The following is a 16,918-nucleotide window of genomic DNA, read 5'->3' as shown; positions in this document are numbered from 1 at the left end:
CCGAATATCGCGTTCGCGACGGACGGACCAACTGCCTGTGGCCTCACTCCTTCACGAAGCGCCCCACCATAAGGCCACCCGCCTGCTGGACCTCCATCTGGTACATGCCGGCGGGCAGGGCGCGTACGTCCACCCGATCGGACCCTTCCTGGGACCACCCTGCCAGGACGCGGCCCTGCATGTCCAGGATCCGGATGGCATCGGTGGTGCGCACCGGCCGATCCAGGTTTAGCCTGTCCGTGGCCGGGTTCGGGTACAGGAACAAGCCTGCCGCACGTGTTTCGGGCACACCCGTCGTGAGGACGACCACTTGGGCGGAGAAGACGTCGCTGCACGTACCGGCGCTGGCGCTCAACGTCACCGTGTAGGTGCCAGGAACGGCATAGGTGTGCGAGGGGTCCGGATCGGTGCTGGTGCCGCCGTCGCCGAAGTCCCATAGCCATGAATCAGCATCGATGGAAAGGTCGGTGAAGTCAACCGTGAGCATATTGCTGGTGAAGCTGAACCCGGCGTCGGGGGTCATTGCGGGCTGGTCGGAGATCCGCGTCCCGATGATATAGCTGAAGCCCTGCAAGGTCACGCAGTCGAACGACAGGTTGTTGTTGGTGAACAGCGCGGCCCAGACATCCTCTCCGGGCCCTCCATCCAGATCGCTGCCGCCGGGGGCGAAGCCCGGCCCGCTTTTCAGCCAGAGCGGCGTTCCCGCCGCATCCACCATGGCCACGTAGAAGCGCTCACCCGGTCCCAGCGCGAAGGTGCCGATGGAACCTCCGATGACGGCGGGTCCCATGAAGGCCGCATTCCCCGAAGCGGTGACGGCTAGCGCATCCACGCCTCCGAGGGTGGTCGGTTCAAAACGGGTAGCCCATTGCTCCATGCCCATGGGATCGATCCGAGCGAGCACGCAGAGGTTGGGGTTGGCATTGCTGTTCACCACCGTGGCGCCCGCGAACTGGAATGTCGGATAGTTCACTTGGATCCCGAGGAAGAGCCCTCCGGCATCGTCCAGGCCCACATCACGGACCTCCTCAAGGACGTTGTTCGTGCCATCGCTCAGGAAGCCCCATAGCGGCACACCAGCGGTGTCCAACACGAAGACGACGGATTGATCGTCGGCGACCCCGTTACCGGCCAGGGTGAGTCCGGCCAGCGTCGGCGAGGTGATCGTGGCATCGAACCCGGAGAAGGCCACGCGACCGCCGCGGGCGGAGACCGCACCGAACATGTCCAAGCCTTCGATGAACGCTGGATTTCCGCCCGAATCGTAGGACCAGACCACCGAGAACGCCGTGTCTGTGCGCTGGACCGTGGTGCCGAAGCTCATGTACACTTCGTTCCGGATCGCATCGATGTTCACGTAAGACGGAAAGGACGCCGCGCCCCGGAAACTCCCATCCGGTCCCAGGCGGATGACCTGGTATGGGGCAGTGCCGCTGTATGTGGAATCGGCGGTGACGTTCACCCCTGCGGAGGCGAGCATCGAGATGTACACGGCGCCGGTGCCGTCCACAGCGATATCGTGGAAAGCGTCTTGCGAAACGGTCCCCATGGTCCTTGACCAGAGGATATTGCCATCCGGATCGACCTTGGTCACCGCCACATCCCGCGCCCCACCCAGCACCGGCAGGGCCACGCCATCCATGAGGCAGACGCCTTCGAAGGTGAACGCGATGTAGCTATAGCCCTGTTCATCCACCGCGATCCCCTTGTCACCGTTGAAGGTCGCCGGCGCATCGGGATGAACCAGCCATTCATATCGCTGGCCCAAGGCCAGGAGCGGGAGCAGCATCCATGCTGCGGTCAGTATCCGTGCTCGCACGTGTTGCATGGTTCTAAGCTATCGATTGCTGACCAGTGGCGGCCCGGGTTCTTGATTCTTCTTCTGACCCCCTATGATCAACCGCTGAACCTACCCCTCCGACATATCCTGGATCGAACCGTGTCCAACCTGCCACCCGCCCTGCTGGCACCGGCCGTAAGCGGCCCACAGCTTCTTCCGCCTCCGATCGTCGATCCGGTGCACTTCGGCAGGTCGGTCATGGTAACTCGAATACCAGAAAAACCGATTGATCTGGTCCCGATTCCAATTGGCCGGGCTCGGTAATCCTCACGTCCATCGCACCACATACTTCGCGGTATGCATGCCTCGGATGCCTTATTGGACCGATGGCCAGGGCGCAGCACAGGGCGCGCCTACGTGCATTTCCACCGGGACAATGTCCTTCACGAACGCTATCAGCCTCTAATTCCCCGGCTGGTTTATGATCACTATGGGAGCACGCATGACCGTGCCGCCATCACGCACGACGGCCGTGTATCGGCCGGGCCTCCATTGGCCATCCGGCATCCATCGCCACCTGAGGCCGTTGCTGCCCGCTTGCCGCAACGACCGCTCTTCCACCACGTGGCCCAGGGCATCCAGCACTTCGAAGTGCGCACCAGGGCTCATGGAATGTTGCACGTACAGCTCAAAGGGACCAATGCCCACGTTGGGCCTCACGGTCAGGGTCCCGTTCGCCGCCGCGCTCTCCGCGATCCCCACGGCGGGCGCTTCGCGCACGTACACGCCATTGGGATCCGTTAATCCGTTCCCGCTGGCGAAGTAGCCCAGCGTCATGCCCGAGGCATCGAACCAGTGCACAGCATCCTCGCCCCAGTCGCCGATGAGCAGGTCGCCGCCGGGTGGCAGGAAGGAGTGCCCCTCCGGATTGGTGAGCCCGCCGATGTACACCCCGAGGTAGCTGCCGGTGGAGTCGTAGCGCTGGACATTGCCCATGGTCCAGTCCAGCACAAGCACATCGCCGTTGGCCTCCTGCCACAGATCGGTGGGGCCTTGCAGGATGGAGCTGTTGATGAAGACATCGAGGAAGGTGCCGTCGGCCGCGAAGCGCTGCACCGTGCCGGTGGCGCCGTTGCCGTACACGGAGAGGTAGAAGCGGCCTTGCGCATCCCAGAAGTGGCCCAGCCCGTTGGGCGTGTCGATGCTGGTGAATTCGTCCACGAAGTCACCGCCCAGGTCGAAGCGCACCACCTTCTGCTGCACGGTGCCCCATTGGGTCACGTAGATCAGGCTGTCCGGACCGATGGACATCTTGGAAGGCAATTCGAGCGCATAGCCCGAGGAGAAATTCCCGAGGTATTCGCCGGTGAAGCCGTGGTAGCGTTTAATGGCGCTGTTGCCGAAGCCGGTGACGAGCACTGATCCATCGGGATGGAAGAGCACCTGCTCCGGACCGATCAAGCCCCCGGAACCGGAGGTGATGAACTCACCGAGGAAGTTGCCGCTGGCATCGTAGCGGTGCACGGCGTTGGTGCCGCGGCTGTTCACCAGCACCTCGTAGGCGTTCTGTGCATTCGCAGTGGGCGTCAGTGCACACGCGATGAAAGCGAAGGGTAGCATCAATCTCATGGACGATGGGGTTCGGGCCGGCGTGTTCTGCCACAGGCGATGAGCAACCTAGGCAGACCACGCCTGCCGCCTTTTGCGGAACAACCATCGGTGAAGCGCGCCAAGGCATCGGCGGGCAGGGGGATGAACGGTGGGCAGGCACGAACGGATCTCTCTGTCCGGTGCGGCCATGGGCGTGAGCTGGAAACAGCGGAGGCAGCGGTGCCGGTGATGCACCACGCAAGCTTCCCGGGCCAGCGCCGTACCGATCGAAGTTGCCCTGGGCGGCGGCGCCGTTCAGCCCTGCCTCACGCGCATCTTCTCCAGCGCCTTCACCCCTTTTGCGATCAGCTCCTCCAGCACCTTCACATCCACATCGCTGAGGCGCTTGATGTAGAGGCAGCCCACCCCGGTGCTGTGCTTGCCGAGCTTCTTCAGCTGCGCGGCCGACATGTCGAATCCGCTCATGATGTACAGGGAGAGGTTCGCCTTGCGCGGGCTGAATCCGGTGAGCATCCATTCGCCTTCACGCCCGCTTCTGCCTTTGTAGTGATATCGGCCGAAACCAACGATGCTGGTGCCCCACATGCGCGGCTCTTCGCCCGTGATCCTCTTCATCAGCCTCATGATCGCTCGGCAATCGGCAGCGACCTCTTCGCCCTGCTTCGCGATGAAGGCTTCGACGCTCGCATCGTTCTCCTTGGTCTTGAGTTCGGCTTTGGCCATGGCGATGTTTGTTGCGCAAAGATGATCGGCCTGATGCGGCGATCGTTCGATGCACTTATTTCGGACCATGCCAGGGAAAGCAAGGACCGCCTCCACGAAGAAACCGGCAGCACGCGTTAAGGCCGCCATGAAGAAGAGCGCATCGCCTTCCAAGGAGAAGCCGATCGTGAAGCGCCTCTCAGGCGGCAACCCGCAGATCCCCAAAGACGATGGCGACGCGCCGGTGCAGGCGTACATCGCCGCGATGCCCGGCTGGAAGCGCGCAATCGGGGAGAGACTGGATGCGCTGCTGGAGATGCACATCCCCAAGCTGCAGAAGGCCGTGAAGTGGAACTCGCCGTTCTATGGGGTGGAGGGCCAGGGCTGGTTCATCGCCACGCATGTGTTCGGCCATTTCGTGCGCATTACCTTCTTCTATGGCCAATCGCTGGAGCCGATGCCACCCGGACCGAGCAAGGACAAGAACGCGCGCTACCTGGATATCCGCGAGGGCGGCATCGAGGACGAAGAGCAACTGGTGAACTGGCTGAAACAGGCAGCTGCCTTGCCGGGGTGGCTGAAGCATTGAAGGCATCGCACCCAACCCATGAAGGCATGAATGCCAAGGTCGATTGGTTCTTCGCGAAGGATGGCCGGTGGAAGGACTGCTTCGCTGCGCTGCGCGAACTGGCGCTGGATACCGGACTGACCGAAGAGCTCAAATGGGGACACCCGTGCTACACCCTGAAGGGCAAGAATGTGTTCCTGATGCACGGCTTCAACGACTATTGCGCGCTGCTCTTCCACAAGGGTGCGCTGCTGAAGGACGACCATGGCATCCTCGTGCAACAGACGGCCAACGTGCAGAGCGCAAGGCAGATCCGATTCCGCAGCCTGAAGGAGATCAATGGTCTGGCCCCAGTGATCCGCAGCTACATGCAGCAGGCCATCGACGTGGAGCAGGCCGGCATGAAGGTGCCGCTGAAGCCAACGCGGGAGTTCGCGATGCCCGAAGAGTTCGCAGCGAAGCTGAAGGCCATGCCCGCGCTGAAGAAAGCCTTTCAAGCACTTACGCCTGGAAGGCAGCGCGGCTACCTCTTGCACTTCGCCGAAGCCAAGCAGAGCAATACGCGGGAAGCGCGCATCGAGAAGCACATGCAGCGGATCCTGGCGGGCAAGGGCCTGGATGACTGACCCGCCATCATGCGCTATTCCTTCACCAGGCGCATGAGCTTGCGGCTCGTGCCTTGCGCGATCTCAACCAGGTAGAAGCCGGCGGCCAACTGCGAAACATCCAGGCGCCGGTCATTGCTGGCCTCAAGCACGAGCGCCCCTGCCGCATCCCGGACCCGAACCTGCAAGGGCATGCCATCGGGTGCGTCGATCCGCAGCTCAAGCTGCACGGGATTGGGTCGGATGGAAACCCCCGCCTCTGCATCCTGCGCAGCGGAAGCCGTATTGATCGAGCACGCAGCGACGAGTGCATCGAAGGCATCCGCTTCATCGGGCGTGAGTCCGCCCGGCAGCAGGTCCTGCTGCTCCCAGGGATCGTTGAGCAGGTCATAGAAGCGTTGCTGGCCATTGGCGAAGCTGATCAGCTTCCATCGGTCGTTGCGGATCGCGCTGCCCGAGGTGCCCGAGAACAACACGCCGGCATAGAGGCACTCCCGCACGGTAAGTCCGCCCTGGGAGAACATTGGTACCAAGCTCCGGCTCTCCTGGTACACCGGCAGCGACGCTCCTGTGATCTCGACAACGGTGGTGAACAGGTCGGCGGTATTCACCAGGGCCTCCTCACGCTCGCCGGCCCGGGTGATGCCTGCGCCTGCGATCACCATCGGCACGTGAACGCCGCCCTCATACAAGGTGCCCTTCGCGTGGTTCTGCAGGTAGGGCGCTTGGATCACATTGATGTCGGTGCCGTTGTCGCCGATGAAGATCACGACGGTATTGCTGAGCGAGTCCGGTCCCAGCGCATCGAGCAAGCGGCCGATCTCGTGATCGACGCTCTCGCACATGGCGAGGTAGTAGGGAAGCGGGTTCGCATTGATGCTCGCCTGATCGGTGGGCAGGGCGCCCTGGCTGTGCATGGAGAGCGGAGGCAGATGGAACGGCGTGTGCGGCGCATTATAGGCCACCCAGCAGAGCCATGGCGCCGTTTGCTGCCCGATCCAATCGATGGCCATATCGGTGATGGCGGTGGTGATGTACACGTTGGAAGGCGAGGTGCTGCCATTGACCGTGAGCGGCCATTGGTTGTAATTGCTCACCGCCCCGCTCAGCAGGCCGGCGTAATGCGGGATGCCCATCATGTTCGGGTACGCCGGATCCGGCTGTGAGCCGCCGAGATGCCATTTGCCGATGATGCACGACGCATATCCGCTGTTGATGTCGGAGAGGTAGCGGTGCAAGGTGATCTCATCGGATGGGAGCAACGACAGATCGCCGGGGTTGAGCACGCCGGTCTGATAGCCGTAACGGCCAGTGATGATCGTGCTCCGGGTGGGCGAGCACAAAGGATCGGCCCACACACGGTCGAAGGTGAGGCCTTGCGCCATGAGCGACTCGAGGTGCGGCATCACGGCCTTCTGCGGACCGGGGAGGTAACCGGGCATCGGGTCCAGGCCCATGTCATCCGCGATCACCAGCAACACGTTCGGAGTCTGGGCATGCACTCCGGTGGCGAGCGTGATGCCCGTGAACAGCAGGATGGCCTTCATGCATCGAAGATGCGCCATTCACCCTTTGGTTCAATCCATCGAGGAAAGGGACCCGAAGCCGGACTGATCGATGCCATCATCCACGGCCATGGCTCGAGCTAACTTCACCGCAAAGACCGCAGCCATGAGGAACATCCTTGCCGCTATCGACTTCTCTGAGGTCACCCCCAGCCTGCTCACGCTTTCAACCGAATTGGCGAAGAGACACGACGCCAAGCTGTGGATCATCCATGTGGCCGCACCGGACCCCGATTTCATCGGCTTCAAGACAGGTCCGCAATACATCCGTGATCATCGGGCTGAACAGCTGCGGCAGGAGCACATCGACCTGCAAGCCATGGCCACGGAGGTCCGCGAACAGGGCGTTGAGGCCGAAGCCCTGCTCGTCCAGGGCCCCACTGCGGAGATTCTCCTCGCAGAGGTCGAACGGTTGAAGATCGACATGGTGGTGGTGGGTTCCCATGGGCGCAGCGCGCTCTATCGCGCCTTCGTTGGCAGCGTGAGCGAGCAAGTGCTCCGTGAATGCAAGGCACCCGTGCTGGTAGTGCCTACTCCGGATCGCGGTTAGGCCGGTTCACCGGGACAATCACGGAACCGAGTCCTAGGTCCAGTTCACCGGGCGATAGGCCGTTCCAACGGCTGTTATGATGCCCTGGCTTCGTCACGAATAGGCCCCATTGTTCGACGAACGCTTGACAATCATCTACCAATTCCAATACGTTCGCGCCACTCTTTCTCGACCGGATCGCTCTTCAGACCCTGCCTTTGGACACTTGTTCAGCCAACTGAGCAAGACCATGCGATTCACTCAAGCAGCCTTGCCGGCGCCCAATCCTAAGGTGCTCTGGCTCAATCCCGACCTGGGCCTTGGGCACCACCAAGACCGCAGGCCAGCAACGACTCAACTGGAGGGCCATTGGCCTTCCACACCTCATGAGCAAACCCCTACACCTCGAACCCCGATGAAGCACCGAAACCCTTTCACGAAAGAGCTCGCGCGAGTGATCGCGCTACTCCTGCTGCTGGCCACAGGCTGGCAAGCAGCGGCACAGCACCGGCACGATCCGGTGAAACCCCGTGCACAGCACACCGGCCAGGACCATGGCCACGAGCACGAGGACATTGACGCCCTGCTGAACCGCCACGACCAGCGCATCACCTTCATGGAGAACGGAGGGCAGTTCGGACCGCAGGTCCTCTACCGCGCCGATTTCCCGCTTGGCCAAGCTGTGGCCACCGCTGAAGGCATGGTGGTCACCGCCTTTGACCCTGTGGAAGTGGAGAAGCGCATCGCCGATGGATTCCGCATCGAGGAGGAAATGGCCCAGGGCCGACCGATGCGCGAGCTGCAATGGCGCAAGCGCGGCCATTCCTGGCGGCACCGCTTCATCGGCGCTTCGGATGCCATGCGGATCGAGGCGCGTGATCGGCACCCCGAATTGACCAACTACTTCGTGGGGGAGCGCAGCGCCTTGGATGCCTCCAGTTTCCAGGAGGTCTGGTACACGGGCATCTATCGTGGCATCGATGCGCGCTACTATCCGGCTGAGGACGGCTCGTTGGAGTATGACCTGATCGTGATGCCGGGCGGCGACCCCGGCAATGTCGCCATCGCCCACGAGGGCATCGAGCGCATGCATGTGAACGACGACGGCGAATTGGTCATCGAGACGATCCTGGGCGAGATGGCCCATCCCGCACCATACGTTTACCAACGGAGCAACGGCCGCGAGACACGCATCGACGCCACCTATAAGGTGGACGGCAATGTCCTGCGATTCACCCTGGGCGCATACGACCGCACCCAACCCCTGGTGATCGACCCCATCGCCATGCGCTGGGCCACGTGGATCAACACCAACAGCAGCAGCGACAACCACGGACACTGCATCTGGGTGGACCCGAGCGACGGTGCCATCTACGTGGTCGCCCGAGTGACCGGGACCACCGACCAGATCACGCCCGGCGCGTTCGACGAGACGACGAATGGCGGCTTGGAGATGATCGTGGGCAAGTACCTCGAGCCTGCAACGGTGGGCGGCAGCGGCACCCGGGTGTGGCAGACCTACATCGGAGGCAACGGCGATGACAACCCCTACGCGATGGAGCAGGGACCCGATGGCAACCTGTACATCACCGGCCAGACCAGCAGCACCAACTTCCCGCTCTTGGGCGGTACGGCCTTCACCGGCAGCAGCGTGAACCAGCAGGCCCAGAGCGGCATCGACGTGTTCGTGCTGAAGATCAACACCGCCGGCAACAGCATCAAGGCGGCCGTAGTGGGAGGCAACGGAAGCGACGACAACTACGATGTGCGCCTGGCCGCCAATGGCGATGTGTTCGTGGCAGGCAGCACCACCAGCACCAACCTGCTCACGGTGAACCCTGGCAGCGGGGCCAGCAACACCAACAACGGCGGGAGCGATGTCTTCCTCTTCCGCATCAACCAGGACCTGAGCAGCCTCGTTTGGATGCGGAACTACGGCGGCAGCTCCGCCGACCGGGCCAGCATCATGCTCCACAACCCCGCAACCGGCGACCTCTTCGTTGGCGGGAACACCAGCAGCACCAATTTCCCTACCCTGAACCCGCGCCAGAGCACGCGCGGCGGCAGCACGGCCGGATTCCTCCAGCGCCTCAACGGCACCACTGCTGCCACCGTTTGGAGCAGCTATTACTCCAGCGCCAGCAGCCAGAATGCCAACCTGCTCTGCATGGAGTTCAACACCGCCAAGGATGAGCTCTGCTTCGGCGGAGTCTCAAGCGGACTCAACAGCGCGAACCTCAGCGCCGGTGCTTTCGACACCTCCCACAACGGCAGCAACGACTTCTACGTGGGCCGAATGACCGTCGATCAGACCTTCATCGCCGGCACCTACATCGGCGGCTCCGGCAATGAGGAGAACATGATGGGACTCAACACGGACCAGAACGACGATGTGTACGTGTTCGGATACAGCGGCAGCAGCAACTTCCCCGTAAGCGCTTCACCGGACGTGCCGCTGCAAACCGCGAATCAGGGCAGCCGCGACAAGGTCTTCTTCAAGTTGAACGCCGCCCTGAACCTGCTTGAATTCAGCACCTACTACGGCGGCACCAATGACGACTACGACCCCGTGGGCGAGCGCGGCATCAAGTTCAGCAACTGCCGCATCTACACCATCGTCACAGCGCAGAGCAACAACATCCCCCTCACCCAAGGCGCCGTCAACACCACCAAGAACAGCCCGACGAGCCGCTACGAGCCGGGCCTTGTGGTCTGGGCCAACCCGCCCGACCTGCTCGGCAACAGCATCACCTATCAAGGCGTGTCCATCTGCCCCGGCGCAACCCCAGGCGACATCACGGGATCGGAGCCGAGCTATTCGTTGCCCACCATCGTGCGCAACAACGTCGCCTCTGGGTACCCTGCCTTCCCGAGCGCTGCGACGTATCAATGGCAGATCAGCCCTGATAGCCTCAACTGGACGGACATACCCGGCGCCACGGGCCAGAACCTCAGCGGCGCGCAAATCGGTGCGCTCACGCAGGACACATACATCCGCCGCATCATAGGAGGCGATGCCTGCATCCTCGCCGGCGCCGCCGACCAAGTGGTGAAGGTGCGCATCATGACCGCCGATGGAACGGTGACCGATGCGCTGTGCAACGGTGCGGCCACCGGCAGCATCACCGCAACAGCCGATGGCCAGGCACCATTCTCCTACGCATGGAGCAATGGGCAGACCAGCGAAACCGCAGTGAACCTCGCTGCCGGTCCTTACAGCGTGACCGTTACCGACTTCAACGGCTGCAGTGCAACTGCCAACTTCGTGGTAGGGCAACCCGCTCCGCTCAGTGCGAACGTGAGCACCACGCTCGACGCATGCGGAAGCGGAACAGGCAGCGCCGCAGCGAGCGGAACAGGAGGCACCCCCGGCTACAGCTATCTCTGGAGCACCGGCACGACCGGTCCGAACCTTACGAATGTGAGTGCCGGCGCGTACTCCGTGCAGGTCACCGACTTCAACCAATGCAGCGCGGTGGTGCTGGTCAATATCGATGGAACCTTGCCGCCCTCTGCGAACGCGGGCGACGACGTGGAGATCAATTGCACCACCGGAGCGACTGTGCAATTGAACGGTTCGAGCCAGACGCCAGGCGTGAGCTTCAGCTGGACCGGCCCTGGCATCGTCAATGGCGGCGGTTCAGCCAACCCCACGGTGAACGCTCCCGGCACCTACACGCTTACGGTCACCAATACTCAGACCGGCTGCACGGCGACGGATCAGGTTGATGTCACAGTGAACACCACTGTCCCCGGAGCGCAAGCCGCCGGCGGGACCATCACCTGCGGCAATGAGTGCGTGATGCTCACGGGCACCGGCAACGGTTCGTTCGCATGGAGCGGCCCGAACAACTTCAGCAGCACCGAGCAGAACCCCACCGTGTGCGCCCCAGGCACCTATACCCTGGTGGTCACCGGCACCAACGGCTGCACCAGCACCGCCACCGCTGAGGTGGAGCAGGACACCGATGCCCCCGGAGCGCAAGCCGCCGGCGGGACCATCACCTGCGGCAATGAGTGCGTGATGCTCACGGGCACCGGCAACGGTTCGTTCGCATGGAGCGGCCCGAACAACTTCAGCAGCACCGAGCAGAACCCCACCGTGTGCGCCCCAGGCACCTATACCCTGGTGGTCACCGGCACCAACGGCTGCACCAGCACCGCCACCGCTGAGGTGGAGCAGGACACCGATGCCCCCGGAGCGCAAGCCGCCGGCGGGACCATCACCTGCGGCAATGAGTGCGTGATGCTCACGGGCACCGGCAACGGTTCGTTCGCATGGAGCGGCCCGAACAACTTCAGCAGCACCGAGCAGAACCCCACCGTGTGCGCCCCAGGCACCTACACCCTGGTGGTCACCGGCACCAACGGCTGCACCAGCACCGCCACCGCTGAGGTGGAGCAGGACACCGATGCCCCCGGAGCGCAAGCCGCCGGCGGGACCATCACCTGCGGCAATGAGTGCGTGATGCTCACGGGCACCGGCAACGGAAGCTTCGCTTGGAGCGGCCCGAACAACTTCAGCAGCACCGAGCAGAACCCCACCGTGTGCGCCCCAGGCACCTATACCCTGGTGGTCACCGGCACCAACGGCTGCACCAGCACCGCCACCGCTGAGGTGGAGCAGGACACCGATGCCCCCGGAGCGCAAGCCGCCGGCGGGACCATCACCTGCGGCAATGAGTGCGTGATGCTCACGGGCACCGGCAACGGAAGCTTCGCTTGGAGCGGCCCGAACAACTTCAGCAGCACCGAGCAGAACCCCACCGTGTGCGCCCCAGGCACCTATACCCTGGTGGTCACCGGCACCAACGGCTGCACCAGCACCGCCACCGCTGAGGTGGAGCAGGACACCGATGCCCCCGGAGCGCAAGCCGCCGGCGGGACCATCACCTGCGGCAATGAGTGCGTGATGCTCACGGGCACCGGCAACGGTTCGTTCGCATGGAGCGGCCCGAACAACTTCAGCAGCACCGAGCAGAACCCCACCGTGTGCGCCCCAGGCACCTATACCCTGGTGGTCACCGGCACCAACGGCTGCACCAGCACCGCCACCGCTGAGGTGGAGCAGGACACCGATGCCCCCGGAGCGCAAGCCGCGGGCGGGACCATCACCTGCGGCAACACCTGCGTGATGCTCACGGGCACCGGCAACGGTTCGTTCGCATGGAGCGGCCCGAACAACTTCAGCAGCACCGAGCAGAACCCCCACCGTGTGCGCCCCAGGCACCTACACCCTGGTGGTCACCGGCACCAACGGCTGCACCAGCACCGCCACCGCTGAGGTGGAGCAGGACACCGATGCCCCCGGAGCGCAAGCCGCCGGCGGGACCATCACCTGCGGCAATGAGTGCGTGATGCTCACGGGCACCGGCAACGGTTCGTTCGCATGGAGCGGCCCGAACAACTTCAGCAGCACCGAGCAGAACCCCACCGTGTGCGCCCCAGGCACCTATACCCTGGTGGTCACCGGCACCAACGGCTGCACCAGCACCGCCACCGCTGAGGTGGAGCAGGACACCGATGCCCCCGGAGCGCAAGCCGCCGGCGGGACCATCACCTGCGGCAATGAGTGCGTGATGCTCACGGGCACCGGCAACGGTTCGTTCGCATGGAGCGGCCCGAACAACTTCAGCAGCACCGAGCAGAACCCCACCGTGTGCGCCCCAGGCACCTACACCCTGGTGGTCACCGGCACCAACGGCTGCACCAGCACCGCCACCGCTGAGGTGGAGCAGGACACCGATGCCCCCGGAGCGCAAGCCGCCGGCGGGACCATCACCTGCGGCAATGAGTGCGTGATGCTCACGGGCACCGGCAACGGAAGCTTCGCTTGGAGCGGCCCGAACAACTTCAGCAGCACCGAGCAGAACCCCACCGTGTCGCCCCAGGCACCTATACCCTGGTGGTCACCGGCACCAACGGCTGCACCAGCACCGCCACCGCTGAGGTGGAGCAGGACACCGATGCCCCCGGAGCGCAAGCCGCGGGCGGGACCATCACCTGCGGCAACACCTGCGTGATGCTCACGGGCACCGGCAACGGTTCGTTCGCATGGAGCGGCCCGAACAACTTCAGCAGCACCGAGCAGAACCCCACCGTGTGCGCCCCAGGCACCTACACCCTGGTGGTCACCGGCACCAACGGCTGCACCAGCACCGCCACCGCTGAGGTGGAGCAGGACACCGATGCCCCCGGAGCGCAAGCCGCCGGCGGGACCATCACCTGCGGCAATGAGTGCGTGATGCTCACGGGCACCGGCAACGGTTCGTTCGCATGGAGCGGCCCGAACAACTTCAGCAGCACCGAGCAGAACCCCACCGTGTGCGCCCCAGGCACCTATACCCTGGTGGTCACCGGCACCAACGGCTGCACCAGCACCGCCACCGCTGAGGTGGAGCAGGACACCGATGCCCCCGGAGCGCAAGCCGCCGGCGGGACCATCACCTGCGGCAATGAGTGCGTGATGCTCACGGGCACCGGCAACGGTTCGTTCGCATGGAGCGGCCCGAACAACTTCAGCAGCACCGAGCAGAACCCCACCGTGTGCGCCCCAGGCACCTACACCCTGGTGGTCACCGGCACCAACGGCTGCACCAGCACCGCCACCGCTGAGGTGGAGCAGGACACCGATGCCCCCGGAGCGCAAGCCGCCGGCGGGACCATCACCTGCGGCAATGAGTGCGTGATGCTCACGGGCACCGGCAACGGAAGCTTCGCTTGGAGCGGCCCGAACAACTTCAGCAGCACCGAGCAGAACCCCACCGTGTGCGCCCCAGGCACCTATACCCTGGTGGTCACCGGCACCAACGGCTGCACCAGCACCGCCACCGCTGAGGTGGAGCAGGACACCGATGCCCCCGGAGCGCAAGCCGCCGGCGGGACCATCACCTGCGGCAATGAGTGCGTGATGCTCACGGGCACCGGCAACGGAAGCTTCGCTTGGAGCGGCCCGAACAACTTCAGCAGCACCGAGCAGAACCCCACCGTGTGCGCCCCAGGCACCTATACCCTGGTGGTCACCGGCACCAACGGCTGCACCAGCACCGCCACCGCTGAGGTGGAGCAGGACACCGATGCCCCCGGAGCGCAAGCCGCCGGCGGGACCATCACCTGCGGCAATGAGTGCGTGATGCTCACGGGCACCGGCAACGGTTCGTTCGCATGGAGCGGCCCGAACAACTTCAGCAGCACCGAGCAGAACCCCACCGTGTGCGCCCCAGGCACCTATACCCTGGTGGTCACCGGCACCAACGGCTGCACCAGCACCGCCACCGCTGAGGTGGAGCAGGACACCGATGCCCCCGGAGCGCAAGCCGCGGGCGGGACCATCACCTGCGGCAACACCTGCGTGATGCTCACGGGCACCGGCAACGGTTCGTTCGCATGGAGCGGCCCGAACAACTTCAGCAGCACCGAGCAGAACCCCACCGTGTGCGCCCCAGGCACCTACACCCTGGTGGTCACCGGCACCAACGGCTGCACCAGCACCGCCACCGCTGAGGTGGAGCAGGACACCGATGCCCCCGGAGCGCAAGCCGCCGGCGGGACCATCACCTGCGGCAATGAGTGCGTGATGCTCACGGGCACCGGCAACGGTTCGTTCGCATGGAGCGGCCCGAACAACTTCAGCAGCACCGAGCAGAACCCCACCGTGTGCGCCCCAGGCACCTATACCCTGGTGGTCACCGGCACCAACGGCTGCACCAGCACCGCCACCGCTGAGGTGGAGCAGGACACCGATGCCCCCGGAGCGCAAGCCGCCGGCGGGACCATCACCTGCGGCAATGAGTGCGTGATGCTCACGGGCACCGGCAACGGTTCGTTCGCATGGAGCGGCCCGAACAACTTCAGCAGCACCGAGCAGAACCCCACCGTGTGCGCCCCAGGCACCTACACCCTGGTGGTCACCGGCACCAACGGCTGCACCAGCACCGCCACCGCTGAGGTGGAGCAGGACACCGATGCCCCCGGAGCGCAAGCCGCCGGCGGGACCATCACCTGCGGCAATGAGTGCGTGATGCTCACGGGCACCGGCAACGGTTCGTTCGCATGGAGCGGCCCGAACAACTTCAGCAGCACCGAGCAGAACCCCACCGTGTGCGCCCCAGGCACCTACACCCTGGTGGTCACCGGCACCAACGGCTGCACCAGCACCGCGACTACACAAGTAGGCAGCGACGTTGAGGCGCCGCAAGCCACGCTCAGCAGCACCTTGATCGGCTGCGATGGTGAACCAGCAGTTGTGAGCTACAACAGCAACAGCGCTATTGCTTCAGCCGAGTGGTTCAACACCAGCGGACTCGTGGGCAGCGGCAACTCCATCTCTACCACCGATCCTGGCGCCTACACGCTCATCCTCACTGGAGTGAACGGCTGCACCAATGAGTTCAGCATCGAAGTGCAGCAGAACACCGACTGCGACAAGGACTGCGACCCCTTGATCCTGGAATGCCCTGCTGACATCACCGTGGCGTGCGCCGATGATTTCTCACCCTTCGGCCTCGGCGGCGAACCCATCTTCAACAAGAAGAAGGATGATGATTGCCCGGATGTGGTCCAGGCCTGGTGGAGCGATGCCATCATCAGCAACTGTCCGTATGTGATCCGCCGCACCTGGCATGCTGTGGGTAGCGATGGCAGCACCGAGACCTGCACGCAGTACATCACCGTGATCGACGACGTGGCGCCCATCTTCTACAATGTGCCTGACGGCATCAACATCGCCTGCGATGCGGACATGGACGCGATCACTACGCCCGATGTGACGGCCTACGATGAATGCACCAAGGTGGATGTTGCCGTCTATCACAATATGGAAATCGTGCAAGGCAATTGCGCTGGCAACTACTCCATCATCCATACCTGGACATCGCAGGACCAGTGCGGGAACATCGGCACGGCCACTTGGACAATTGAGGTGATCGACAACGTACCGCCTGTCATCAGCTGCCCGGTGGAAGACATCTCGGTGGAATGCAAGGATGTGCCGGAGCCCACCGACAAATGTGAAGCCACGGACAATTGCTCAGCGGAAGTAACCATCACCGTGGAGGAGGAGAAGGGCGAACAGGATGAAGACGGCAAATACGTCATCACCCGCACCTACATCGCCATGGACGAATGCGGCAACGCGAGCACGCAGGTGCAGCTCATCACCGTGTGGTGCGACAAGAAAGAGGAAGACGGAAAAGGCCCGGTGCAAGCAGGCATCAAGATGGTAGCGAGCGCATGGCCGAACCCCTTCCGCGAGGAGAGCAGCATCAGCATCACAGCGCAGGAGAGCGGAGTTGTCCAAGTGATCATCACTGACCTGCAAGGGCGCGTGGTGAGCGAGTTGTACAACGGCCATGTGGAGGCTGGCGCAATGGTGGTGCTGCCCTTCCGCCCGGCCGAGCGCAATGGCGGCGCCTATCTCTACCGCGTAAGGCTCAATGGCGAGGAACTCATGGGCCGCTTACTGGCGCAGCCCTGAAGCACACCCTGTAACGGAACCGATGGAGCCCTGGCGCAAGCCGGGGCTTCTTCGTTCCTCGTCCCCCATGCGCGCGATCCTAT

General features: G+C 63.8%; 10 protein-coding genes. 6 read left to right on the top strand and 4 right to left on the bottom strand.

The window, feature by feature from the left end; genetic code table 11:
- Positions 1-43: 43 nt before the first annotated feature.
- The 3 genes from IPM12_09335 to IPM12_09325 form a co-directional block, all read right to left on the bottom strand.
- Positions 44-1,828 carry a PKD domain-containing protein gene (locus IPM12_09335; protein ID MBK9148001.1) on the bottom strand — a complete coding sequence of 595 codons (1,785 nt, stop codon included), beginning with the start codon at positions 1,826-1,828 and terminating at the stop codon, positions 44-46.
- A 414-nt stretch (positions 1,829-2,242) separates the two neighbouring features.
- Entirely contained in the window at positions 2,243-3,409 is a 1,167-nt protein-coding gene (locus IPM12_09330; GenBank protein ID MBK9148000.1) for a hypothetical protein, read from the bottom strand.
- Positions 3,410-3,685: 276 nt separating this feature from the next.
- Positions 3,686-4,114, bottom strand: coding sequence for a DUF1801 domain-containing protein (locus IPM12_09325; GenBank protein ID MBK9147999.1), 429 nt, complete (start codon positions 4,112-4,114; stop codon positions 3,686-3,688).
- 127 nt (positions 4,115-4,241) lie between these two features.
- Here IPM12_09325 and IPM12_09320 point away from each other — a divergent pair, with 127 nt between their 5' ends.
- A complete protein-coding gene (locus tag IPM12_09320; protein ID MBK9147998.1) occupies positions 4,242-4,682 on the top strand; it encodes a DUF1801 domain-containing protein in 441 nt (146 codons plus the stop codon).
- A gap of 26 nt (positions 4,683-4,708) precedes the next feature.
- Positions 4,709-5,287, top strand: a complete 579-nt coding sequence (locus IPM12_09315; GenBank protein ID MBK9147997.1) for a YdeI/OmpD-associated family protein — start codon at positions 4,709-4,711, stop codon at positions 5,285-5,287.
- A 14-nt stretch (positions 5,288-5,301) separates the two neighbouring features.
- On the opposite strand, the gene IPM12_09310 is transcribed toward IPM12_09315, so the two are convergent.
- The gene (locus IPM12_09310; protein ID MBK9147996.1) at positions 5,302-6,813 is read right to left on the bottom strand and encodes a sulfatase-like hydrolase/transferase; all 1,512 of its coding nucleotides are present in this window, start codon (positions 6,811-6,813) and stop codon (positions 5,302-5,304) included.
- A gap of 124 nt (positions 6,814-6,937) precedes the next feature.
- Here IPM12_09310 and IPM12_09305 point away from each other — a divergent pair, with 124 nt between their 5' ends.
- From IPM12_09305 to IPM12_09290, 4 genes are all read left to right on the top strand, one after another.
- Positions 6,938-7,381, top strand: a complete 444-nt coding sequence (locus tag IPM12_09305; protein ID MBK9147995.1) for a universal stress protein — start codon at positions 6,938-6,940, stop codon at positions 7,379-7,381.
- Positions 7,382-7,775: 394 nt separating this feature from the next.
- Complete coding sequence (locus IPM12_09300; GenBank protein MBK9147994.1) at positions 7,776-12,644, top strand: hypothetical protein; 4,869 nt, start codon at positions 7,776-7,778, stop codon at positions 12,642-12,644.
- Complete coding sequence (locus tag IPM12_09295; GenBank protein ID MBK9147993.1) at positions 12,574-13,383, top strand: hypothetical protein; 810 nt, start codon at positions 12,574-12,576, stop codon at positions 13,381-13,383. The genes IPM12_09300 and IPM12_09295 overlap by 71 nt, the downstream gene beginning before the upstream one ends.
- Positions 13,266-16,835 carry a hypothetical protein gene (locus IPM12_09290; GenBank protein MBK9147992.1) on the top strand — a complete coding sequence of 1,190 codons (3,570 nt, stop codon included), beginning with the start codon at positions 13,266-13,268 and terminating at the stop codon, positions 16,833-16,835. The genes IPM12_09295 and IPM12_09290 overlap by 118 nt, the downstream gene beginning before the upstream one ends.
- Positions 16,836-16,918: the final 83 nt, after the last annotated feature.

The sequence above is a fragment of the Flavobacteriales bacterium genome, from assembly GCA_016716605.1.
Lineage (GTDB): Bacteria > Bacteroidota > Bacteroidia > Flavobacteriales_F > PHOS-HE28 > PHOS-HE28.
The sequence above is the reverse complement of the archived record's forward strand: the minus strand, read 5'-3'. Positions and strand labels throughout refer to the sequence as shown.

What these genes read in the sequence shown, in the direction of transcription:
- IPM12_09300 (MBK9147994.1), top strand. Translation starts at nt 7,776, where the DNA reads ATGAAGCACCGAAACCCTTTCACGAAAGAGCTCGCGCGAGTGATCGCG.
- IPM12_09325 (MBK9147999.1), bottom strand. Translation starts at nt 4,114, where the DNA reads ATGGCCAAAGCCGAACTCAAGACCAAGGAGAACGATGCGAGCGTCGAA.
- IPM12_09335 (MBK9148001.1), bottom strand. Translation starts at nt 1,828, where the DNA reads ATGCAACACGTGCGAGCACGGATACTGACCGCAGCATGGATGCTGCTC.
- IPM12_09315 (MBK9147997.1), top strand. Translation starts at nt 4,709, where the DNA reads ATGAATGCCAAGGTCGATTGGTTCTTCGCGAAGGATGGCCGGTGGAAG.
- IPM12_09310 (MBK9147996.1), bottom strand. Translation starts at nt 6,813, where the DNA reads ATGAAGGCCATCCTGCTGTTCACGGGCATCACGCTCGCCACCGGAGTG.
- IPM12_09330 (MBK9148000.1), bottom strand. Translation starts at nt 3,409, where the DNA reads ATGAGATTGATGCTACCCTTCGCTTTCATCGCGTGTGCACTGACGCCC.
- IPM12_09305 (MBK9147995.1), top strand. Translation starts at nt 6,938, where the DNA reads ATGAGGAACATCCTTGCCGCTATCGACTTCTCTGAGGTCACCCCCAGC.
- IPM12_09320 (MBK9147998.1), top strand. Translation starts at nt 4,242, where the DNA reads ATGAAGAAGAGCGCATCGCCTTCCAAGGAGAAGCCGATCGTGAAGCGC.